General features: G+C 44.9%; 17 protein-coding genes. 15 read left to right on the forward strand and 2 right to left on the reverse strand.

Annotated elements, in window-relative coordinates:
- Window positions 1-83 precede the first annotated feature (83 nt).
- From F551_RS0105070 to F551_RS0105125, 12 genes are all read left to right on the forward strand, one after another.
- A complete protein-coding gene (locus F551_RS0105070) occupies window positions 84-1,787 on the forward strand; it encodes an AMP-binding protein (RefSeq protein ID WP_018996409.1) in 1,704 nt (567 codons plus the stop codon).
- Window positions 1,788-1,814: 27 nt separating this feature from the next.
- Complete coding sequence (locus F551_RS0105075) at window positions 1,815-3,449, forward strand: AMP-binding protein (RefSeq protein ID WP_018996410.1); 1,635 nt, start codon at window positions 1,815-1,817, stop codon at window positions 3,447-3,449.
- 201 nt (window positions 3,450-3,650) lie between these two features.
- Window positions 3,651-4,415, forward strand: a complete 765-nt coding sequence (locus F551_RS0105080; RefSeq protein WP_018996411.1) for a 3-hydroxyacyl-CoA dehydrogenase — start codon at window positions 3,651-3,653, stop codon at window positions 4,413-4,415.
- A 361-nt stretch (window positions 4,416-4,776) separates the two neighbouring features.
- Window positions 4,777-6,270, forward strand: a complete 1,494-nt coding sequence (locus tag F551_RS0105085; RefSeq protein ID WP_018996412.1) for a CoA-acylating methylmalonate-semialdehyde dehydrogenase — start codon at window positions 4,777-4,779, stop codon at window positions 6,268-6,270.
- 5 nt (window positions 6,271-6,275) lie between these two features.
- Window positions 6,276-7,052 (forward strand): enoyl-CoA hydratase-related protein, encoded by a 777-nt coding sequence (locus F551_RS0105090; protein WP_018996413.1) that lies wholly within the window; start codon window positions 6,276-6,278, stop codon window positions 7,050-7,052.
- An 18-nt stretch (window positions 7,053-7,070) separates the two neighbouring features.
- Complete coding sequence (locus tag F551_RS0105095; RefSeq protein ID WP_018996414.1) at window positions 7,071-8,219, forward strand: isobutyryl-CoA dehydrogenase; 1,149 nt, start codon at window positions 7,071-7,073, stop codon at window positions 8,217-8,219.
- Window positions 8,220-8,259: 40 nt separating this feature from the next.
- A complete protein-coding gene (mmsB, locus tag F551_RS0105100) occupies window positions 8,260-9,153 on the forward strand; it encodes a 3-hydroxyisobutyrate dehydrogenase (RefSeq protein WP_018996415.1) in 894 nt (297 codons plus the stop codon).
- 231 nt (window positions 9,154-9,384) lie between these two features.
- Complete coding sequence (locus tag F551_RS0105105) at window positions 9,385-10,617, forward strand: thiamine pyrophosphate-dependent enzyme (RefSeq protein ID WP_018996416.1); 1,233 nt, start codon at window positions 9,385-9,387, stop codon at window positions 10,615-10,617.
- A 4-nt stretch (window positions 10,618-10,621) separates the two neighbouring features.
- Complete coding sequence (locus F551_RS0105110) at window positions 10,622-11,635, forward strand: alpha-ketoacid dehydrogenase subunit beta (protein ID WP_018996417.1); 1,014 nt, start codon at window positions 10,622-10,624, stop codon at window positions 11,633-11,635.
- Complete coding sequence (locus F551_RS0105115; protein ID WP_018996418.1) at window positions 11,636-12,925, forward strand: dihydrolipoamide acetyltransferase family protein; 1,290 nt, start codon at window positions 11,636-11,638, stop codon at window positions 12,923-12,925.
- A gap of 2 nt (window positions 12,926-12,927) precedes the next feature.
- A complete protein-coding gene (gene lpdA, locus F551_RS0105120; protein WP_018996419.1) occupies window positions 12,928-14,319 on the forward strand; it encodes a dihydrolipoyl dehydrogenase in 1,392 nt (463 codons plus the stop codon).
- A 111-nt stretch (window positions 14,320-14,430) separates the two neighbouring features.
- Window positions 14,431-16,614, forward strand: a complete 2,184-nt coding sequence (locus F551_RS0105125; protein ID WP_018996420.1) for an FdhF/YdeP family oxidoreductase — start codon at window positions 14,431-14,433, stop codon at window positions 16,612-16,614.
- On the opposite strand, the gene F551_RS0105130 is transcribed toward F551_RS0105125, so the two are convergent.
- Together F551_RS0105130 and F551_RS0105135 are read right to left on the reverse strand one after the other, a co-directional pair.
- Window positions 16,611-17,507, reverse strand: a complete 897-nt coding sequence (locus F551_RS0105130) for a 3'-5' exonuclease (protein ID WP_018996421.1) — start codon at window positions 17,505-17,507, stop codon at window positions 16,611-16,613. The two genes, F551_RS0105125 and F551_RS0105130, sit on opposite strands and share 4 nt — an antisense overlap.
- Window positions 17,508-17,583: 76 nt before the next feature.
- Entirely contained in the window at window positions 17,584-18,039 is a 456-nt protein-coding gene (locus tag F551_RS0105135; protein ID WP_018996422.1) for an Lrp/AsnC family transcriptional regulator, read from the reverse strand.
- A 115-nt stretch (window positions 18,040-18,154) separates the two neighbouring features.
- Here F551_RS0105135 and F551_RS0105140 point away from each other — a divergent pair, with 115 nt between their 5' ends.
- The 3 genes from F551_RS0105140 to F551_RS0105150 all read left to right on the forward strand — a co-directional run bounded on the left by F551_RS0105140 (window position 18,155) and on the right by F551_RS0105150 (window position 23,022).
- Complete coding sequence (locus F551_RS0105140; protein WP_018996423.1) at window positions 18,155-19,339, forward strand: methionine gamma-lyase; 1,185 nt, start codon at window positions 18,155-18,157, stop codon at window positions 19,337-19,339.
- A gap of 36 nt (window positions 19,340-19,375) precedes the next feature.
- The gene (locus tag F551_RS0105145) at window positions 19,376-21,745 is read left to right on the forward strand and encodes a 1-deoxy-D-xylulose-5-phosphate synthase N-terminal domain-containing protein (RefSeq protein ID WP_018996424.1); all 2,370 of its coding nucleotides are present in this window, start codon (window positions 19,376-19,378) and stop codon (window positions 21,743-21,745) included.
- A gap of 77 nt (window positions 21,746-21,822) precedes the next feature.
- Window positions 21,823-23,022: a serine hydrolase domain-containing protein gene (locus F551_RS0105150; protein ID WP_018996425.1), complete on the forward strand. Its 1,200-nt coding sequence runs from the start codon at window positions 21,823-21,825 to the stop codon at window positions 23,020-23,022.
- The last annotated feature ends 17 nt before the right edge of the window (window positions 23,023-23,039 follow it).

Here is a 23,039-nt window from a genome sequence, read left to right on the forward strand (position 1 = left end):
TTGTTGCAGGCTGGTATGTGATCCATGCGGCATTAACAATTTAACTAGCCGGAGAAGAAATAGAGTTCAAAAGAGTAGATATTATGAGTTTGAGTTCACCAGCCTTGCCAAAATTAAGTTATGTATCGGGTGCTTCCGATCAACCGCTTTTATACAAAACTGTGAGCCGTATTCTTAAAGATGTGGCAATTGAGAAACCCGAAAATGAAGCCCTGATTTCTGTTCATCAAGGTTTGAAACTTACTTACAAAGAATTCGATGAACGGGTAACTAAAATTGCGGCAGGTTTGGTTGCATTAGGTCTAAAACCGGGTGAACGAGTAGGTATTTGGTCACCAAACAATGTTGAATGGGCTATAACTCAATTCGCGACCGCACGTGCGGGGGTAACACTTGTAAACATCAACCCGGCATACCGTCCTGCGGAACTAGAATACGTGCTTAATAAGGTTGAGTGTGCGGCAATTATCATTGCTGATAAGTTCAAGACATCAGATTATGTGGAAATGCTTCGTGGTGTCGCGCCACATATATTTGGCAACACTGAAACTACAACTAAAGCGCCAAAACTTCGTTATGGAATTTTGATCAACCGGCAGGGAATTAAAGACGCCCTTGTTGGGTTTGAAGCTTTGTATGAGATGGGAAAGCCTGAAGATTACATCACCCTTGATGAGCTAGAGGATCAATTACAGCCTGAAGATCCAATAAACATTCAGTTCACAAGTGGCACAACGGGGATGCCTAAAGGGGCCACATTGACCCATCATAACATTGTAAACAATGGGTATTTCGTTGGAGAAGGAATAAAGCTCACCGAGCGGGATAGGGTTTGTATTCCTGTGCCTTTATATCATTGTTTTGGAATGGTCATGGGTAATATTGCTGCGGTAACGCATGGCGCTACTATGATTTACCCGGGCGATGGTTTTGATCCAATCACAACTCTAGAAACCATCCAAAAAGAAAAATGTACCGCGTTATATGGGGTGCCAACAATGTTTATCGCGATGTTGGCAGCGGAGACTTTTAAAGATTACGATTTTAGTAGTTTAAGAACAGGTATTATGGCGGGTTCACCTTGCCCTATTGAGATAATGCGCCGCGTGTTGTCTGAGATGCAAATGCCAGACGTAACAATCTGTTACGGTATGACTGAAACAAGTCCGGTGAGTTTTCAATCACAGGTCGATGACCCTATCGAAAAACGCGTATCCACAGTTGGGGTTGTTCACCCTCATCTTGAAGCAAAAATTATAGATGAGAATGGCAAAGTGCTTCCTTGCGGGGAGATAGGGGAATTGTGCACACGAGGCTATTCTGTGATGCACGGGTATTGGGGTGATCAAGAGGCGACCGCCAAAGCAATTGACGCACAAGGGTGGATGCGAACTGGGGATTTAGCTGTCATCAGTGACGACGGGTATGCGAACATTACAGGGCGATCAAAGGATGTCGTTATTCGGGGCGGCGAGAACATCTATCCAAAAGAGATAGAAGAATATTTGTTAGCTCATGAGGAAATTCAAGACGTTCAAGTCTTTGGCGTGCCAGATGAAAAATTTGGTGAAGTGACCTGTGCTTGGATTGTGACCGTTAGCGATTCTGATCTTACAGCTGAAAGTGCAATGGCTTGGTTAAAGACCAAAATTGCTCATTACAAAATACCTGCTTACGCCCGCATCGTGGATGAATACCCAATGACTGTTACCGGTAAAGCGCAAAAATTCTTAATGCGCGATGCCATGACAAAAGAACTAAATTTAAAAGCTGCAGAGACAGCTTAGCAAAACGCGCAATTCCCGGAGAAAAAAATGTTAGAGTCGGCAAAAGAATATTTAGAAAAACGCGCGCAATTTGAGTGGGACAAGCCAGAATATTATAATTTTGTGGGAGACACCCTTAAAGGGTGGGCGCAAAGTCAACCTGAGGCCACTGCTCTATATTGGACGCACCCTGATGGACGGGAAATCGTTCGTAATTATAACCAGCTTGTAGAAGATGCAGCGCATGCGGCAGCTGTATTAAAGTCTGCTGGAGTAGGGCGCGGTGACACTGTTCTTGCTATCATGTCACGTGAAGCGCGTTGGTGGGAAATCGTTCTGGCATGTATTCAAATTGGTGCCATAGTTTCGCCTGGTACAGTGCAGCTGAAACCTAAAGACATTGCATATCGATTAGAGGCTGCAAATGCAAAAGCTATCATCACGAATGATAACCTTGTGGAAATCGTAGATGAAGGTGCGGCTAAACTTGGCTGGAGTGGCTGTAAGATCAATGTAGACGGCAAGAAACCGGATGGTTGGTTATCTTACGAGCAGATGAGAAGTGGTGTCGAACCTGATTTCGAAATAGCTAAAACGCGGGCTGACGAAGCAAGTCTTTGTTATTTTACTTCTGGAACTACGGGGCAGCCAAAGCTAACTGTTCACCGTCATGATTATCCGTTGGGTCATCAATTGACCGGAGAATTCTGGATTGCAGCTAAACCTGGCGATTTGATTTGGAATTTGTCAGATACGGGGTGGGCCAAAGCGGCATGGACAAGCTTGTTTGCACCGTGGGTTGTTGGGGCTGGTGTTTTTGCTCTTCATAGCGAAGCATTTGATGTCGATCAGACTTTAGATTGGCTGACGAAGTACAATGTTACAACGCTTTGTGCGCCTCCAACAGTGTATAGAATGTTTGTAAGAATGAATATCTCAAACGTAAAACTGAAAGCGCTTAAACGTTGTGTGAGTGCTGGGGAGCCACTTAATCCTGAGGTTATCGATCTTTGGAACGAGCAAACTGGTATGAAGATCTACGAAGGATACGGACAAACAGAGACTGTGCTTCTGTGTGGGAATTTTGATGGTATGGAATCAAAAACCGGTTCGATGGGATTACCATCCCCAGGTGTTGATCTTCAGGTTATAGGTCATGATGGTAATATTCTTGCGGCTGACCAAGAGGGAGATATAGCCGTCAACATTTTGCCAGAAGCGAAACCTTTAGGCATGTTTGATGGCTATAAGAATGATGAGGAACGAACTGCGGCTGTCTATAAGCATGATAAGTGGTATCTAACGGGCGATCGCGCTATGCGTGATGCTGATGGGTATTTCTGGTTTGTTGGGCGTGCAGACGATGTAATCCTGTCTTCCGGATATCGTATCGGACCGTTCGAAGTTGAAAGTGTACTGTTTGAGCATGAAGCAGTTGCTGAATCTGCTGTTATTGCGAGCCCGGATGAAACTCGTGGTGAGGTCGTAAAAGCGTTTATCATTCTAGCAAAAGGCTTCGAGCCCAGCGACGATCTTAAAACTGAGCTTCAGCAATATGTGAAAGAATCTACAGCGCCATATAAGTATCCGAGAAAAATCGAATTTGTTGAAACGCTACCCAAAACGATTAGCGGTAAAATCAAACGCAAAGAATTGAAAACGGCTGAGTGGGAAAAAGCTTAAATCCGATTACAGCGTTCGACCAGATAAACTGCCAAGAATCGCTGCTTTATTTGGTCGATAATTGCCTTTATTTTCAATAAGTATAGATTAAATAACCCGCAATTGCGAGTTTACAGGGGTAAATTTTGTGTATATTGCGAAAAGTGAGGTCTTGGAGTGCTTTTGCGCAAGGGTGGTGGCTGAAAAAAGGAAAAAATTGAGATGAAGATTGAAAATGCGGTAGCAATTGTAACTGGTGGGGCATCAGGCTTAGGTGAGGCAACCGTCCGTGAATACGTTAATAGTGGTGTGAAAGTATCTATTTGGGATATGAATGCAGAACGCGGAAAAGCTATTTCAGCTGAATTAGGTGACGCCGCAATATTCATTCAGACTGACGTTACGGATGAAAACCAAGTTACAGCTGCAATCGAAAAGACAATTGAAACTTTTGGGAAAATTTCGGTTGCTGTCAATTGTGCCGGGATTGCTACTGCAGAGAAGACAGTTGGGAAAGAAGGACCACATACACTGGCCTCATTCCAAAGAACGATCAATATCAACTTGATCGGTAGCTTTAACGTTGCCCGATTGGCTGCAGCTGAAATGCAAAAAAATGAACCAAATGAAGATGGTGAACGTGGTGTTATCGTAAACACTGCATCTATAGCTGCATTTGACGGTCAAAAAGGTCAAGTCGCGTATGCTGGATCCAAAGGTGGTGTGGTTGGTATGGTCTTACCGATGGCGAGAGATCTTGCCAATCAAGGAGTCCGAGTGAACGCCATAGCTCCTGGACTATTTATGACACCTATGATGGCAGGGCTACCTGAGGCAGCACGCGAGGCTCTTTCTCAGCAACCATTATTTCCTAAACGTCTTGGAAACCCAGCTGAATTCGGAAAGCTGGCAAAGTTTTTGGTGGAATGCCCATATATGAATGGTGAAACTGTTCGTCTGGATGGCGGGATTAGATTGCCGCAATAATAAGGGACGTGAGTGAAGTGGAGAGGGTGAAGTTTCTTTAGAACACGTTTGTTCTCTCTCTCTCTCCGCTCATCATTTTGCTTTGTTGATTTCATATTAACATTGAGAGCAATTTGAGTTGAAAAAAAACAATTTAGATCAGAAATAAATCTAACCTAACGTAATGTCGTAAAGTTCATGTTTTTCAATTGGTTATGTATGTATTCGTTTTAAGAATAGAAAAATTTCTTTTCTGAATTTCGAAAATAATTTATTTCTGTTACACTGTATTGGCAATTAAACTTGCTCAATATATAATAATATGAGCATAAAGTTCTATAAAATATGACATATGAGGGTATAATCCTCCTGGGAGATTGTTGTGAAGAAGATTGAGCACTACGTTAACGGGGCTATTGTTGAGGGGAATTCTGGGCGTCTCCACGATGTTCTCAACCCGACAGAAGGAAAAGTGCAGGCGCAAGTTTCACTTGCAACTAAGTCTGAAGTAGAGCTTGCGATCGCTGCTGCTGAGAAGGCTTTTCCAGCATGGTCATCTACAAACCCACAACGTCGTGCAAGAGTTTTATTCAACTTCAAAGCTCTTGTTGAAAAAGATATGGACAATCTCGCGCGTATGCTGTCTTCAGAACACGGTAAGACGCTTCCAGACGCCCGTGGAGATGTTCAGCGTGGTCTTGATGTTATAGAATTTGCTTGTGGAATCCCTCACCTTCAAAAGGGTGAGTACACCGAAGGTGCCGGGCCAGGTATTGATCTTTATTCGATGCGCCAACCATTGGGTGTATGTGCGGGTATAACACCGTTTAATTTCCCAGCTATGATACCAATGTGGATGTTTGGTGTGGCCATCGCGTGTGGAAATACCTTTGTGGTGAAACCATCTGAGCGAGATCCATCTGTCCCTATGCGTCTTGCAGAGCTGATGACAGAAGCGGGTGCGCCTGAAGGCGTGTTAAATGTGGTCAATGGTGACAAGGAAGCTGTTGATACATTGTTAGAAGATCCACGGGTAGAGGCCATTAGCTTTGTTGGGTCATCCGATATAGCTCAATACATTTATGCAAATGGCGCAGCGAATAATAAGCGTGTTCAAGGCTTTGGTGGCGCGAAAAATCATATGATTGTTATGCCCGACGCAGATATGGACACCGTTGTGAACCAAGTTATTGGTTCAGCATACGGATCAGCGGGAGAGCGCTGCATGGCGACGCCGGTGATCGTTCCTGTTGGTAAGGAAACAGCGGATAAACTGGTTGAGATGCTTATCCCACGTGTTAAGTCATTGAATATTGGGCCTTCATTGAGTGAAGAAGCTGACCTTGGTCCATTGGTAACGGCTGCTCACAAGCAGCGTGTTGCTGATTATATCCAGATGGCAGTTGATGAAGGGCAAGACCTGCTAGTCGATGGAAGAGATTTTGTTCTTGAAGGCTACGAAGAAGGCTATTTCATGGGCGGAACTTTGCTAGATAATGCAAAGCCTGAACATCAATCTTATGTAGAAGAAATTTTTGGCCCTGTTTTACAAATTGTTCGCGCAGACAATTTGGAAGAGGCCATAGCTTTGCCTTCTGACCATCAGTATGGAAATGGTGTGTGTATATTTACACGTAATGGTTCTGCTGCACGTGATTTTGCTAATCGTGTTCAAGTGGGGATGGTGGGTATCAATGTGCCTATTCCAGTACCTTTGGCGTATCACACATTCGGTGGCTGGAAGCGATCTTCATTTGGTGACACAAACCAGCACGGCCCTGAAGGTGTTAAGTTCTGGACCAAGGTCAAAACTGTCACACAGCGCTGGCCCGATGATGTGTTAAGCTCTGACTTTACAATTCCAACGATGAAGTAAGAGACATGAGCACATACAACACAATCCTTCTGGAAAAAAAGAACCGGATTGCTTTTATAACGATCAACCGTCCGGACGTACTCAATGCATTGAATTCTGAGGTGATGACCGAGTTAGCTAGCCTTATAGCTGAATTGGATTCAGATCCTGAAATTGCAGTGAGTGTTTTAACAGGAGCGGGTCGCGCATTTGCTGCCGGAGCTGATATCAAAGAGATGGAAAGCCATAGCTTTGTGTCAATGTACATGGAAGATTACTTTTCCAAATGGGATAGATTTGCGGCTGCGCGTAAGCCTGTAATCGCCGCGGTAAATGGTTTTGCGCTTGGCGGTGGATGTGAGCTTGCTATGATGTGTGATGTTATCATTGCATCTGAGAAAGCTAAATTTGGGCAGCCGGAAATCAAGTTAGGCGTGTCACCAGGAATGGGTGGTTCTCAACGTTTGACGAAAGCTGTCGGAAAAGCAAAAGCGATGGATTTGGTCCTCACAGGTCGCATGATTGATGCCACTGAAGCAGATCGTATTGGTCTGGTTAGCCGCGTCGTCGCGGCTGATGATTTGATGACCATTGCGACTGAGGCAGCTGAAGCTATCGCTTCATATTCAATTCCTGTGATTATGGCGAATAAAGAGATGGTGAGTGCTTCTCTTGAGCTGCCGACAACTGAAGGTGTGCGATTTGAACGCCGCCTATTCCAAGCATTGTTTAGCACGCAGGATCAGAAAGAAGGCATGAATGCTTTCGTTTCCAAGCGCGATGCTGATTTCAGAGATAAATAAAATAACGGGGCTATCGAAATGGATTTTGCATTAAATGAAGATCAAACACTAATTCAGGATATGGCGCTGCGTTTTGCTGATGAGCAATTGGCACCAAATGCTGAGGAGTGGGATGAGCAAAAGCATTTTCCAATCGATGTTATAAAATCAACAGCTGAACTTGGGCTGTTGGGAATATACACTAGAGATGATGTTGGGGGCTCAGGTCTTGGTCGTCTGGATGCTGCTTTGATTTTTGAAGCGTTGTCATCTGGGTGTACTTCGACTGCCGCTTTCATCTCAATCCACAATATGTGTTCATGGATGATTGATAGTTTTGGTTCCGAAGAACTACGCCAAAAATATTGTCCTCAACTTACTAGTGGCCAAAAAATAGCAAGTTATTGCTTAACTGAGCCTGGTTCGGGTTCTGACGCCGCTGCGTTGCGTACGACAGCTGTTCGCGATGGAGATGATTACATTCTGAACGGCTCGAAAGCATTTATCTCAGGAGCGGGTGTTTCTGATGTTTATGTAGTGATGGTTAGAACGGGTGAAGACGGGCCAAAAGGAATTTCCACAATAATCGTGGAAAAAGGTACGCCAGGTTTATCCTTTGGTGCAAACGAACGCAAAATGGGTTGGAATTCCCAGCCAACAGCCGTGGTTTCATTTGATAATTGCCGTGTTCCTGCATCAAATTTAGTCGGAAAAGAAGGTGAAGGTTTCACTTTCGCGATGAAAGGACTTGATGGCGGACGTTTGAATATATCTGCATGTTCGTTGGGTACGGCAAATGCAGCTCTTAAAGCGGCGATTGAATATACAAATGAACGCAAAGCATTTGGCAAGCGCTTGAATCAGCAACAGACGATTCAGTTCAAATTGGCTGACATGTCCATCGAATTAGAAGCAGCTCGGGTCATGCTCTATCAAGCTGCTTGGAAGCTCGATCAAAAGGGAGCTGATGCAACGAAATTCTGTGCCATGGCCAAACGCTTTGTCACAGATACAGGATTTGCAGTTGTGAATGACGCGCTGCAATTACATGGTGGGTACGGATACCTAAGGGATTATCCTTTGGAACGTATGCTCCGTGATGTTCGTGTTAACCAGATATTGGAAGGCACGAACGAAATCATGAGGCTGATCACAGCCCGTGAAGTGCTCAAAGATAGCACAAATTAAAGATAGTTCCGGGACGGGCGAAAAATCGAGAGGTTAAACAATGGCTGAAATTCTATTTATCGGGTTGGGCAATATGGGTGGACCCATGGCGTCCAACCTCGTTAAATCGGGGCATAAAGTTCATGTGTTTGACCTCTCGAAAGTCGCTGTAGACTCGTTGGTGTCGCAAGGCGCTGTTGAAGTAACTTCTTTAAATGCGTTCCATGGCAGTGCGATTGATACAGTCGTAACAATGTTGCCTTCAGGTAAGCATGTCGAATCTGTGTATCTGGGCGAGGAGGGTCTTCCTTCAACCTTAAAGCAGGGGGTTTTAAATATTGATTGTTCTACGATTGATGTTGAGACCGCGCGTCGTGTTGGTGAGCAATTGATCTCCAAAGGGCAGTTGTTTGTTGATGCTCCGGTATCCGGCGGGACCGCCGCTGCTACAGCTGGTACTTTGACTTTCATGGTGGGTGGCGAAACAAGTTCATTTGAAAAAGCTAAACCTTTCCTCGATGTGATGGGGAAGAATGTTTTCCATGCCGGAGATGCGGGTAATGGTCAGGTAGCCAAGATTTGCAATAATATGCTTCTTGGCATCCATATGATTGGCACGTGTGAAGCGTTCAATCTGGCAGACAAACTTGGGTTGGATGCTCAAACGTTTTTTGACATAGCGTCGACAGCATCGGGACAAAATTGGTCTATGACATCCTATTGTCCTGCGCCGGGACCAGTAGAGGCCGCACCTTCCAATCGCGACTATCAACCGGGGTTCGCCGCGGCTATGATGTTGAAAGATTTACGTTTAGCGCAAGAAGCAGCAAGCTCCGCTAGAGCTTCAACACCATTGGGTGCGCAAGCAGAAGCATTATATGCGCTTATGGAATCTGCTCAAAAAGATGACCTAGATTTTTCGGGAATCATGAAACTGATACAAGGGCGTTTGTAACCTTAGGGAAAAAGTCGAAATTTCAATTGAGTTTTGCGAAGGTAATTAATGCTAATTATCATAAATATTTTAGCATAAATTGCTCAACTTACTGCCAATATGCGCAATAAAAGATAAGCATTACCGCGTTTTTTGGGTTATTCTAATCTTCATAATATGATGTCGAATGGGAGAGTGAAGCTTTGCGCTAATTGCTCTCCTTTTCTGATTTTCAATGAGGATTTACGCGGGATGCCTATTAAAATAAATTTTCCAACTCCATCGGCCCGGCCCGGTGAGACACCAGACTTTTCAAGATATGATTTTCCAGAACCAGGAGCGCTTCCTGTTCCTCCTTTGGACATTACAGCAGAGGACACTCTTGAATATGCAAATAGTCTGATCCGTGTTTTGGATGATGACGGGAATGCAGTGGGGCCATGGGCAGATTATCTTGGAGAAGAGGGCAATGACGACGTCCTTTTAGAAGGGCTAAGAGACATGCTTAAAATGCGAGCTATCGATGCCCGCATGTTGAATGCTCAACGTCAGGGGAAAACGACTTTCTATCTTCAGTGTACAGGTGAAGAGGCGATTGGATGTGCGTTTCAACGTCAACTGAATAAAGGTGATATGAATTTTCCAACATATCGTCAGCAGTCGTTGCTGGTGGCGGGTGGTTACCCTCTAAAAGATTTGTTTGGACAATATTATCAAAACGAGAATGATCCTTTGGGTGGTCGTCAATTACCTACGCTTCATTCTGCCAAGGATTATGGATTTTTCACCATTTCCGGTAACTTAGGAACTCAATATGTCCAGGCGGTTGGGTGGGCAATGGCAGCAGCTTTGACCGGTACAGACAATATCGCTGCAGCATGGATTGGTGATGGAGCCACAGCCGCTAGCGATTATCACTCTGCAATGGTGACCGCAGCGGTTTATAAACCGCCGGTGATCCTAAATGTCGTAAACAATCAATGGGCGATTTCAAGTTTCAACGGTATCGCAGGTGGGACAGCAGCAACATTTGCTAACCGCGGAGTTGGATATGGAATTCCGTCTATTCGCGTTGATGGAAATGATTTCCTTGCTGTGTTAGCGGCGACAAAGTGGGCAACCGAACGCACTAGAAATAGTCATGGGCCGGTCGTGATTGAGTGGGTGACATATCGTGTCGCAGCTCACTCAACTTCAGATGACGCGTCTGCATATCGTCCAAAAGACGAAGCAGATGCTTGGCCGCTAGGTGATCCAGTAGAACGGTTGAAGCAATACCTGATCCAAAGAGGAAAGTGGTCTGAAGATCGCCATAAACAGGGTGAAGCTGAAATTATGGATGAAGTCATCGCCGTTCAAAAAGAGAGTGAAGCTTTAGGCACTTTCATCAATCCACAATACCTATCACCGTCAGCGATTTTTGAAGGTGTTTATGAAGAGATGCCTGAGCACTTGAAACGTCAACGTCAAGAAATGGGAGCATAGTCCAATGGCCAAAATGACAATGATTGAAGCCGTTCGTTCGGCTATGGATATAATGCTCGAAAAAGACCCCAAGGTAATTATCATGGGTGAAGATGTTGGGTATTTTGGAGGAGTGTTCCGCTGTACAGCAGGCCTTCAAGAAAAGTATGGAATTGAGCGTGTTTTCGATACACCGATCAATGAAAGTGCTATTGTGGGGATGGGTGTAGGTATGGCAACGCAGGGTATGCGACCTTGTGTGGAAGTACAATTCGCAGACTACATGTTCCCTGCCTATGATCAGATTACTCAAGAAGCGGCGCGAATTCGTCACCGTTCAGCAGGGCAGTTTTCTTGTCCTATGACTATCCGGATGCCGACAGGTGGTGGTATTTTTGGTGGACAAACACACAGTCAAAGTCCTGAGGCATTGTTTACACACGTCGCAGGATTGAAGGTTGTTCAGCCATCTTCTCCAGTTGATGCCAAAGGTCTTTTGATAGCTTCGATTGAAGATCCTGATCCTGTGATTTTCTTAGAACCAAAGCGTATCTATAATGGTCCATTTGATGGTCACCACGACGCCAAATCTGTTGGTTGGGCGACGCATCCATTGGGTGAAGTTCCAGAAGGGTATTACAAGACAGAACTTGGTAAGGCCAACGTTTTCCGTGAGGGAGAAGCGGTCACTATATTGGCATACGGAACAATGGTTTACGTTGCTGAGGCCGCTGTGAAAGAAACAGGGATTGATGCAGAAATCATTGATCTTCGTACACTCCTTCCTCTTGATCTTGAAACGATAGTGGAGTCGGTAAAGAAAACGCGCAAATGCGTTGTAATCCATGAAGGAACCAGAACTTCAGGCTTTGGTGCCGAATTGATTGCCGAAGTTCAAGAGGCTTGTTTCTACCACCTTGAAACTCCAATTGTTCGTGTAACTGGGTGGGACGCTCCTTATCCGCATGCGCAAGAATGGGACTATTTCCCTGGCCCTAAACGTGTTGGCCGCGCTCTAGTAGAAACTGTGGAGGCTTAAATGAAAACGATTGCTATTAAACTTCCAGATGTTGGTGAGGGTGTAACCGAAGTTGAAATCGTGGAATGGAGTGTCAAAGTTGGCGATGAAGTTCGCGAAGACGATGTTCTAGCTGCGGTTCTAACTGACAAAGCAACTGTAGAGATCCCGTCACTATGTGATGGTAAGATAACATGGGTGGCTGCTGACGTGGGCGAAGTCCTTGCTGTTGGGTCAGACCTTGTACGCATTGAAACAAGCGACGATGTAAACATCGAAGAAGCCAGTTCCGAGCCCGAGGAAACGAAAACTCCTCCAAAAGCAGAGGCAAATCCTGAGCCCAAAGCTGAAAAGCCAGTTGCAGCGAAGCCAATGGTATCAAAGCCGGCGGCAGCGGCACCATCATCAAGTGCTAGTGCGCCACGTGCTGAAGGTGAAGCGCCTTTGGCCTCTCCTGCTGTGCGTCACCGTGCATTAGAGGGCGGTATTGATTTACGACAAGTGGTTGGAACTGGTCCAGCAGGACGTATCACGCAAGCAGATTTGGACCGTGTATTTGCTAATCCTACAGGACAAATTGGTAGTTCGAACAACTTGATTCGTCGTGAGTTGACTGGCGAAACCGACATTAAAATCAATGGCCTTCGTAAGAAGATCGCTGAAAAAATGTCATTAGCAAATGAACGCATTCCGCACATCACGATTGTCGAAGAAGTTGATGTGACCGCGATTGAAGAATTGCGTGCAAAGCTAAATGCTGATCGTGGTGATAAGCCAAAACTTACATTGTTGCCTTTTATCTCAGCTGCGCTTGTTGAAGCTGTTAAGACACATCCAGAGATGAACGCTCATTATTATGATGACGAGGGTTTTGTTCGTCGGTTTGAGGGCGTTCATGCAGGAATTGCGACGATGACTGACAATGGCCTGATTGTGCCTGTTGTACGTCACGCTGAAGCGAAGTCTGTTTGGGATACTGCATCTGAGCTGGCGCGGCTATCTACTGCCGCTCGTGAGGGAACAGCTAAGCGCGATGAATTAAGTGGTTCAACAATTACGATTACGTCGCTTGGTCCTTTGGGCGCTATCGCAACAACACCAATAATCAATCACCCAGAGGTGGCGATTGTTGGTGTCAACAAAATGGTGGTGCGACCGCATTGGGATGGTGCGGAATTTGTTCCTCGCAAGATGATGAATATTTCATCAAGTTTTGACCATCGCATCATCGATGGTTGGGATGCCGCGGTGTTCGTACAGCGCTTAAAAACACTTCTGGAAACTCCAGCACTGATCTTCATGGGGAGCTAAATATGTCAGACAAGAAATGTAAATTGCTCGTCATTGGTGCAGGGCCGGGTGGCTATGTGTGTGCGATACGCGCGGGCCAACTCGGTATTGAAACAATTGTAGTTGAAGAAAAAGAACCAGGTGGAACCTGCCTGAATGTTGGGTGTATCCCTTCTAAGGCGGTTATCCACGCTGCAAACGAATTCGAGAAAGCAGTACACAACACAACCGACAATGCTTTGGGAATAAGAGCAGAGGCACCGAGTATCGATTTTTCCAAGACGATTGATTGGAAAGACGGAATTGTAAAACGTTTAACAGGCGGTGTTTCGGGATTACTAAAAAAAGCGGGTGTTGAGCATATTCGGGGCCGTGCAAACTTTGTGGATGGCAAGGCTATTGAGGTAACAACATCCAATGGTGTGCAACGCATTTATGCGGAGAATGTTGTTATCGCGACTGGGTCGCAAGCAGTTGAGCTTCCATTCTTACCATTTGGTGGAAAAATCATTAGCTCCACTGAAGCTTTGGAGCTTCAAAAAATACCCAAAAAGCTTGCCGTTGTTGGTGGTGGATATATCGGGCTTGAGTTGGGGATGGCGTATGCCAAACTAGGTGCAAAAGTTACTGTCGTAGAAGCAGAAAGCCATATTCTATCTCAATACGACAAAGAGTTAAGCAAGCCAGTGGAAAAGCGTTTGAAAGAGCTTGGCGTTACTCTACACACATCCACTAAAGCCAAGGGAATGTCCAAAGATGGAAAATCTCTTTTGGTGGAAGCTGATGGAAAAGAAATCAAAATCGCGGCGGACAAAGTACTTGTGACCGTAGGTCGTCGACCTAATTTATCCGGTTTTGGCTTAGAAGACCTTTCAATGAAAATGTCCGGCCCATTCCTATCGATTGATGAAAAGTGCCAAACCTCAATGCGAGACGTATATGCCATTGGTGACGTGACAGGTGAACCAATGCTTGCACATCGTGCCATGGCACAAGGTGAGATGGTAGCTGAACTAGTTGCGGGCAATAAGCGCGTTTGGGATAAACGTTGTATTCCCGCTGTGTGTTTCACTGATCCTGAAGTTGTTTCTGTTGGCTTAAGCGTCGCTGATGCAAAAGCAGCGGGAATTGAGGTGATCAAAGGGAAATTCCCATTTGTAGCTTCAGGCCGCGCGATGTCCACTGAGCGTGAAGATGGTTTTGTGCAGGTGATTGCGCGTAAGGACAATCATGAAGTGCTCGGGATTCATGGCGTTGGTGCGGAAATTTCGGAGATGTCAGCGTCTTTCTCGCTGGCTATTGAAATGGCATCAACCCTTGAGGACCTTGCGTTGACTATTCAAGCTCACCCAACACGCGGAGAAGCATTGCAAGAGGCAGCACTTGGAGCACTAGGGCACGCGCTTCACATCTAAGTTTCAATCACTCGCCTTCCTGAATGATCTTTTCATTTAGTGAAGGTGATTGATTCCTCCCGCGTTTCTCGTCAGGATTATATCTCAATAAGATGGACGGGAAACGCACTTATGGATTCTCAACCTGTTGGTGGTGGCGCAAAAAAGGTTCTGTATACGCTAAATACAGTTCGAAAAATTGGCGTTGCAAAAGCAACAAAAGCGCTGACATCTAAAAACACCTGCAAAGCGTGTGCTTTTGGTATGGGGGGGCAGTTGGGTGGCATGACTAATGAAGCGGGTGAGTTTCCTTCCGTTTGCAATAAAAGTGTGCAAGCCCAATCAACAGATATTCAGCCTTCTATTCCAAAAGAAATATTTGCGCATTCGATATCCGAATTAAGCGAACTGTCACCTCGTGAAATAGAGCGCTTGGGTCGCCTTGGTTTTCCCATACATAAATCCGCCAGTTCTCAAAAATATGAAGTAATTGATTGGGATACTGCAATTGAATTGGCTGCTCAGAAATTCGAACAAACAAATCCGAACAGAACATTTTTTTATTCTTCTGGGCGTTCTTCAAATGAAGCTGCCTTTGTTTTCCAGTTGTTGGCGCGCGTTTATGGAACAAACAATGTCAATAATTGCTCATATTATTGTCATCAGGCCACGGGTGTCGGACTTGGTTCTACAATTGGAACAGGCACCGCGACGGTGGAGTTTGAAGACCTCAAAAAGGCAGACACAATTTTTGTCATCGGTGCAAACCCAGCTTCAAACCACCCGCGATATATTCATCAACTAAAAGCCTGTCGGGAGCGCGGTGGAAACGTTATTGTTATCAATCCAGCTAAGGAACCCGGACTCATTAAATTCGCTGTGCCTAAAAGCCCGAAATCACTGTTAGTGGGTGGGTCTGAAATTGCTTCAGAATATTTGCAACCAAATATTGGGCAAGATTTATGGGTGTTTAAAGGGATAGCGAAAGCGCTAATAGAACTAGAATGCTTAGATGCAGATTTTATTGAAACCTACACTGATGGTTTTGCAGCTTTTGAAGCTAATATTCAATCGACATCTTGGGCTGAAATCACGACAGAAAGTGGTTTGTCGCGTGATCAGATTTTAAAAGTTGCAGAGATTTACGCAGTATCTGACAATACTGTGTTTTCGTGGGGAATGGGCATTACGCATCATAAGCATGGCTCAGAAAATGTGGAATACATAGCTAACCTTGCGCTTATGAGGGGGATGATTGGAAGGGAAGGTGCAGGTCTTCTGCCCTTAAGGGGCCACTCCAATGTACAGGGTGTGGGGACCATCGGCGTGAAGCCTGTTCTGACTGAGGATGTTATTCAAAAAATAGAACAGTATTATGAAGTTCAGCTTCCCACTGAAAAGGGCATGGATACGATGGCTTGCATGCAGGCTGCTTATGAAGGCAAAGTTGATGCAGCGTTGATTATGGGAGGCAATCTGTATGCTGCAAACCCAAATTCATTATGGGCCGAAAAGGCGTTAAACAATATAGGTTTTCGGGTTTGTTTAACGACAACGCTCAATCAGAGCCATTTGATGGGTGTGAGTGACAGCGAAATGCTAATTCTGCCTGTAACTGCGCGTGATGAGGAGTGGGAGCCGACCACCCAAGAATCAATGTTTAACTATGTTCGTCTGAGCGATGGGGGAATTGAGCGCTTGGATAATGTGCGTCCCGAAAGTGTCATTCTATCTGATTTGGCGCTAAAACTATTGCCTGATTGCTCTATTGATTTTGGTGCATTTAAACAGCACAGCAAAACACGTGATGCGATTGCATCTATAGTGCCTGGATTGTCTTTGCTGAAAGATATTGATGTCGCGAAACGGGAATTTCACATAGAAAACAGATTGTTGCACAAACCTAATTTCAACACTGCAAATGGTAGGGCAAGTTTTCGAGAGACTTCAATTCAAATCAGCGCAGCCAATACCGATGAATTTATGATGTCGACGATTAGAAGTGAAGGGCAATTCAATTCTATTATTTACGAAGAAAAAGATAGCTATCGCAATACATCCCACCGCTGGACTGTTTTGATGAATAAAGACGATATTCAAAATCTGGGATGTCGAGCGGGCGATCGGATTACATTGCAAAGTGAAAACGGTGAAATGCCCGATGTTGAGATTGTTGAGTTTGATCTACCAGCTGGCAATCTGATGACGTACTATCCCGAAGCGAATGTTCTGACTGGGTTGGAAGTTGACCCACGCAGCAAAACGCCGGCTTTTAAGTCAGTGAAGGTATCGGTAAAACGACCAAAAAGTGTTTAGCCAATTTCCTCTGAGAAGCGGTTCAAAGCGGTGATGTGTACCATTGGCAGGTCAGGAAGACAGCCATTGTAAATTTCGTTTTTGAGATATTCTAATTCAGATTCTTTGTCGTCCGCAGGAATATCGACATACCAGGATTTTGGTTTGCCATTTTGTCCACTTTCCCAACGATATCCTCGGTCCTTGAGCAGGTCTTTTTTTGCAAAATCAGTATTAGTCGCCCAAATGCGCCATCGTTCCTGTCTTGCACTTTCTAGCAATTTCGTCATGGCGCGGTCGCCGGACGCTTTTAAGCGTTGTGCGAGAATTTTGATTGTTGCCCAACAATCGATATCCGCACGGTGTGCTTTGTAATAAAACCCATGTTCCATGGCCAAGAAAGAGAGCTTTGGAGACTCGTAGCCTTCCTCTTTCCAATCAATATCTTTGAGTGAGCATGCCCAAGGTTTGTTTTTAAAAGCGGGTGTTAGTCGTTCTGCAAATGGACGATCAAAAGAAGCATTGTGTGCTATGATGAGGTCAGATTCTTCGATCAATTTATCGACTTCTGCTATATTGATCGACTGGCCTGAAACCATTTCATTGGTTATGCCTGTTAACTTAGTGATTTCTTCGGTGATGGGTTTGGAAGGTTCTTGAAACTGATCAAGTGCCTTTCCAAAGGTCACGAGTTTGCCCTCTGTCGAATATTCAAAAGGCACTAGCGCGATTTCAATCAGTTCTGCTTCGTTGAAATCCAGACCAGTTGTTTCAGTATCGATCATTAGCCCTCTTTTGAATGGGGCGCCTATAAAATTCATAGGCAAGGGTGGAACTAAGCGCTTGAGAACTCTGTAGTCTCCAGATTGCTCTAATTCATGCGCAAACCGCTTTAAATTCGAATTTCCCGCCATTTCAGGTACTGCTCATCTATTGATCGAACAATTATCTTAATGAGATTCGCGGTGACAGGGAAAAGTGTGTTGCTTTCTAGATGTCTGGAAAGACATTTGTCGTTTTCACTGTTCCGTATACAAAGCTTGAATCGATTGAGTTAATGTCACCGATTGGGTGAATTTGTTTGCGAACAAACTCTTCATATTCTTCGAGTCCTGCCACCAATACTTTCATGAAGTAGTCTGTAGCACCAGTTAAAACATGGCATTCTATGACTTCATCTAGTCGCCTAACGCGATCTTCAAATTGTCTTACCGCGTCCTCAGAATGTCGATCGAGCTTTATTCGGATAAGAGCTGTAAGTGGTAATCCATAGGATTTGGCATCAATGACGGCACTATATCCTTTTATAATACCGCGTTCTTCCAAAGCCTTTAGTCGTCTGAGGCAGGGTGATGGAGAGAGATTGACCTTAGTTGCCAATTCTTGATTGGTAATACGGCCATTTTTTTGAAGTTCTCTTATTATTTTCCGGTCAATACTGTCCATAATCGATCCAAAATTGATATATAATGCCAATAATATTCATTATCATAGCATAAAACGCAATCTAATGCGTTAGTTTTTAGTGTAATATGCTTTATCTTCATGTAGGGATGGAAAAATGACTGATAAAGCCTTTGGATTTAACACGCGCGCTATACATCACGCTTATGAACCACAAGATCATGAAGGGGCTTTGACTCCACCTTTGCATTTAACTTCAACTTTCTCGTTTGAAACTGCTGAAGCTGGATCAGAATTATTTGCTGGTGAGCGTTCTGGGCATTTTTATTCGCGCATTTCCAACCCAACGCTAGACCTATTGGAACAACGGATAGCGGTTTTAGAAGGCGCGGAAGCAGGATTGGCAACAGCCTCTGGAATGAGCGCCATTACATCGGTATTGTGGACGTTGTTGTCTCCTGGTGATGAACTGATTGTAGATAAGACGCTTTATGGATGCACCTTTTCCTTCATGCAGCATGGATTGGCTAAATTTGGGATCAAAATTACTCATGTTGATCTGACTAATCCAAATAATTTGGAAGCCGCGATAAATGACAAAACAAAAGTCGTCTATTTTGAAACTCCGGCAAATCCAAATATGCGAATTGTCGACATCGCGACATGTGTTGAGATTGCCCATCAGAGAGATATCAAGGTTGTTGTAGATAATACTTATTCGACCCCTTATCTCTCACGGCCAATTGAATTGGGTGCAGATGTAGTTGTTCACTCAGCCACAAAATATTTAGGCGGACATGGAGATGTTGTGGCTGGTCTTGCAGTGGGTTCAGCAGAGTTAATTCAAGAAGTACGACTATTTGGCATGAAGGATATGACAGGTGGTGTCATGTCGCCATTTAACGCGATGCTTGTATTGCGGGGCTTGAAAACTCTTTCTTTGCGAATGGATCGTCACTGTTCAAGTGCGATGAAGATAGCTGAAAAACTTGAATCACATTCTGCTGTCGTGAATGTTAGCTATCCAGGTTTGAAAAGCTTTCAGCAACATGAGCTTGCAAAACGTCAAATGAGCAATTTCGGGGGAATGATCGCTTTTGAGCTTAGTGGTGGAATTGAAGCTGGCCGCACAGCAATGAACAAGTTGAAAATGATTCAACGTGCCGTTTCACTGGGCGATGCGGAAACACTCATTCAGCATCCAGCTAGCATGACGCATTCAACCTATTCACCTGAGGAACGTCTGGCGCACGGCATTAGTGATGGTTTGATACGTATTTCTGTCGGGCTAGAAGATGAAGTAGACATTTGGGCTGACCTAGAACAAGCCTTAAAAAGCTAATAAATAACAGGTCCGAAAAGGGCCGAGGGACATTAAATGATTACGGCTGAAACCAACCAACACCTTAAAACTATCGAACAGCGCTTACTATGGCTGTCACATTGGATGGTTCACAATGCCAATCATCTTCGTGAAAAAACGGAGGGTATTAAAGTTGGGGGGCATCAAGCATCTTCTGCATCGATGGTTTCAATAATGACTGCGCTCTATTATTCAGCGCTTAAGCCTGAAGATCGAGTTGCCGTGAAACCACATGCATCGCCAGTATTCCATGCGATGCAATATTTGATGGGAAATCAAACATTAGAGAAAATGAAGAATTTCCGTGGGTTTGGTGGAGTGCAGTCTTATCCGAGCCGAACCAAAGATATTGATGATGTGGATTTTTCAACGGGTTCTGTTGGGTTGGGTGTTGCGATCACATCTTTCGCGTCATTGGTGCAAGATTACATAGAAGCAAAACCTTGGGGGAACGGGCAGCAGATTGGGCGCATGATAGCGCTGGTTGGTGATGCAGAACTTGATGAAGGTAACATCTATGAAACCTTGCAAGAAGGTTGGAAGAATGACCTTCGTAATTGTTGGTGGATTATCGATTATAATCGTCAATCCCTAGATGGAGTTGTGCGCGAAGGGCTGTGGCAGCGTATTGAACAAATTTTTGGAGCCTTCGGTTGGGATGTGGTTCGCGTGAAATATGGTGTGTTGCAAGAGGCGGCATTCCAAGAAAAGGGCGGCGATAAACTCAAAGATTGGATTGATAATTGTCCTAACCAAAAATACTCCGCACTAACCTTTATGGGTGGCGCAGTGTGGCGCGAACGTTTGCTTGATGATCTTGGTGATCAAGGGGATGTGACAGCGCTTATTGATGCTAGATCAGATGAGCAACTTGCAGAACTCATGGAAAATTTGGGCGGTAATTGTGTGGAGACAATGGCCCGTGTTTTCGATGAAATCGATCATGATCGTCCTGTCTGTTTTCTTGCATACACCGTTAAGGGCTGGGGAACGCCCATAGCTGGCCATAAGGATAATCATGGCGGCTTGATGAGCAAAGCTCAGATGAGTGAATGGCAATCCCATATGGGGATAGCTGAAGGAGAGGAATGGGAGAAATTTGCAAACGTGGAGGATGTAAGTGCTTTTCAAACGTTTCTGGATAATACGAAATTTTTTTCCAAGGGTTTCCGCCGCTATGAAGATAAGCGCATTGAAACTCCTGCCATCGAAATGCAATCTGATCGCGAAATATCAACTCAGATGGGCTTTGGTAAAATTCTAGATGAATTATCAAAGGGTAACTCAAAGCTTGCAGAGCGTATTGTTACCACATCTCCTGATGTAACGGGGACAACCAATCTTGGGCCGTGGGTGAACCGCCGCAAGCTTTTTGCTCGAGAATTTCAGGAAGACACGTTTAAGAACGAAAAAATTCCATCCACCGCTAAATGGGAGTTCGCGCCGGAAGGTCAGCATATCGAGTTAGGGATTGCTGAGATGAACCTTTTCTTGCTCTTAGGGGCAGCCGGGCTCTCTCACTCGCTCTTCGGAAAACGACTTATTCCGATTGGGACAGTTTATGACCCCTTCGTGGCGCGTGGTTTAGATGCGTTGAATTATGCCTGTTATCAAGATGCCCGCTTTATGATTGTGGGAACGCCGTCGGGAGTAACATTAGCACCTGAAGGTGGGGCGCACCAATCAGTTGGATCTCCATTGATTGGAATGAGCCAAGATGGCTTGGCGTCATTTGAGCCTGCATTTGTAGACGAATTGGCCGTGGTAATGGAGTGGGCGTTCGATTATCTTCAACGTGATGGAAGTAATGACCCTGATGAGCGAACATGGCTTCGAGATGAAACAGGTGGCTCTGTTTACCTTCGTCTAACCACCAACCCAATTGAACAACCTGGTAAGCGTGTTGATAATGAGTTTAAGCAGGGCACAATTGATGGTGCGTATTGGCTTCGTAAACCAGGTCCAAATTGTGAAATTGTAATCGCTTACCAAGGTGCGGTCGCGCAGGAAGCTATCAATGCTGCCGCTGCCATAGGTGGAGGGCGTCGTGATATCGGTGTGTTGGCTGTCACTTCAGCAGATCGGCTTAATTCTGGTTGGACAGCCGCACAGCGGGCCAGAGCGCGTGGAAACGATAAAGCTGAAAGCCATATTGAAACATTGATGAATGGGATCCCATCATATTGTAAAATCATAACTGTTATTGATGGTCATCCCGCAACACTCTCATGGATTGGTGCTGTGGCAGGACATCAGTGTATTCCGTTGGGAGTTGAGCATTTTGGGCAAACAGGAACTATTAAAGATCTGTATCGTCACTTTGGAATTGATGCGGAAGCAATCATCAACAAAGTGAATGGCTTAACTGTTGGGCGTCCAGTCTGAGCCTTTCCGTAGGGGGACGGTTGACCATCCTAAATACAGTGGCAACATGTTGATCAAAATTCTTGGGAGATGTCGGCGTGTTGAAAAAAATAGGTGTATCTATTGGTGCCATTGCGGTTAGTGCTGTCGTTGCTGGCTGGGCTATAGGGCCAGATTGGCGTGCTTTACTCTCCGATTTGCCAAGTTCCGCACGACTTTTAGAATGGTCTCATTCTCAGAGAACTGCCGGCCTAAGAATGCTGGATAGATTGCCACTTTTATCAGACTCTAGAGTTATTGAAGTTGGCGATCATGTTAGAGAGCTCCCTATAGGAAAACCACTTGATTGGGACTTTGATTTTGACACGTATTTTGATGCTCAAGATCATGCGGGTTTGGTCGTAATTCATAATGGCGAAATCCGTTTAGAGCGTTACGGCCTTGGTTTTGAAGAAGATGGTCGATGGACAAGTTTTTCAGTCGCAAAATCAATCACGTCTACGCTGGTCGGTGCGGCGGTTAAAGACGGATACATCAAGAGCTTAGATGACAAAGTTTCCGATTACATTGAGGGCCTAAAAGGGTCGTCCTATGACGATGTCACTATCGAGCAGCTTCTAACCATGCGATCTGGTGTGCAATGGAATGAAGATTACGCAGACCCAAAAGCTGATGTTGCGCTGTTCTTTGATTATGAAGCTGATGATGGCCTATCCAATGTCACAAGTTACATGAAAAAGCTCCCGCGTGCGCATCCCGCTGGGGAGAAATGGCACTATTCAACTGGTGAGACCAATCTCATTGGAGTTTTGATCAGCAAGTCCACAGGAAAATCGCTTGCTGAATATGCATCAGAGAAAATCTGGAAACCGTTTGGCATGCAGCAAAAAGCAACTTGGCTAATTGGAAGTGATGGAATTGAGTTAGCGGGATGTTGTGTTCAGGCTGCAACCCGTGACTTTGCTCGAATTGGACAATTTATGCTGGAAGGCGCAGCTGTTGGTGGGGAGTCCATTGTGCCGGAAGGGTGGATTGAAAAAGCTACAACAAAACAAGCTGATACAGGTACACCCAATGAAGGGTATGGATACCAATGGTGGACTTTTGATGATGGACCATATCAGGCTGGTGGTCTTTATGGTCAAGGAATGCACATAGATCCTACCAGAAATTTGGTCATTGCAACAAATAGTAGTTGGAAGACGACCCAGGGAAATGGCGAAGATCAAGGGCAAAAACTGCGTACTGAGTTTTACAATGCTCTAAAAGCTGCAATTGATAAAGAAAGTGCTCATTAGTTCAAAGCATTGAGCTG

Origin of the sequence: Hirschia maritima DSM 19733, from assembly GCF_000378345.1 — a bacterium.
Taxonomy (GTDB): Bacteria; Pseudomonadota; Alphaproteobacteria; order Caulobacterales; family Hyphomonadaceae; genus Hirschia; species Hirschia maritima.

Excerpts from the sequence above, each read along its gene's own strand:
- F551_RS0105070 (WP_018996409.1), top strand. The coding sequence starts at position 84 with ATGAGTTTGAGTTCACCAGCCTTGCCAAAATTAAGTTATGTATCGGGT.
- F551_RS0105075 (WP_018996410.1), top strand. The coding sequence starts at position 1,815 with ATGTTAGAGTCGGCAAAAGAATATTTAGAAAAACGCGCGCAATTTGAG.
- F551_RS0105080 (WP_018996411.1), top strand. The coding sequence starts at position 3,651 with ATGAAGATTGAAAATGCGGTAGCAATTGTAACTGGTGGGGCATCAGGC.
- F551_RS0105090 (WP_018996413.1), top strand. The coding sequence starts at position 6,276 with ATGAGCACATACAACACAATCCTTCTGGAAAAAAAGAACCGGATTGCT.
- F551_RS0105095 (WP_018996414.1), top strand. The coding sequence starts at position 7,071 with ATGGATTTTGCATTAAATGAAGATCAAACACTAATTCAGGATATGGCG.
- mmsB (WP_018996415.1), top strand. The coding sequence starts at position 8,260 with ATGGCTGAAATTCTATTTATCGGGTTGGGCAATATGGGTGGACCCATG.
- F551_RS0105105 (WP_018996416.1), top strand. The coding sequence starts at position 9,385 with ATGCCTATTAAAATAAATTTTCCAACTCCATCGGCCCGGCCCGGTGAG.
- F551_RS0105110 (WP_018996417.1), top strand. The coding sequence starts at position 10,622 with ATGGCCAAAATGACAATGATTGAAGCCGTTCGTTCGGCTATGGATATA.
- F551_RS0105115 (WP_018996418.1), top strand. The coding sequence starts at position 11,636 with ATGAAAACGATTGCTATTAAACTTCCAGATGTTGGTGAGGGTGTAACC.
- lpdA (WP_018996419.1), top strand. The coding sequence starts at position 12,928 with ATGTCAGACAAGAAATGTAAATTGCTCGTCATTGGTGCAGGGCCGGGT.
- F551_RS0105125 (WP_018996420.1), top strand. The coding sequence starts at position 14,431 with ATGGATTCTCAACCTGTTGGTGGTGGCGCAAAAAAGGTTCTGTATACG.
- F551_RS0105130 (WP_018996421.1), bottom strand. The coding sequence starts at position 17,507 with ATGGCGGGAAATTCGAATTTAAAGCGGTTTGCGCATGAATTAGAGCAA.
- F551_RS0105135 (WP_018996422.1), bottom strand. The coding sequence starts at position 18,039 with ATGGACAGTATTGACCGGAAAATAATAAGAGAACTTCAAAAAAATGGC.
- F551_RS0105140 (WP_018996423.1), top strand. The coding sequence starts at position 18,155 with ATGACTGATAAAGCCTTTGGATTTAACACGCGCGCTATACATCACGCT.
- F551_RS0105145 (WP_018996424.1), top strand. The coding sequence starts at position 19,376 with ATGATTACGGCTGAAACCAACCAACACCTTAAAACTATCGAACAGCGC.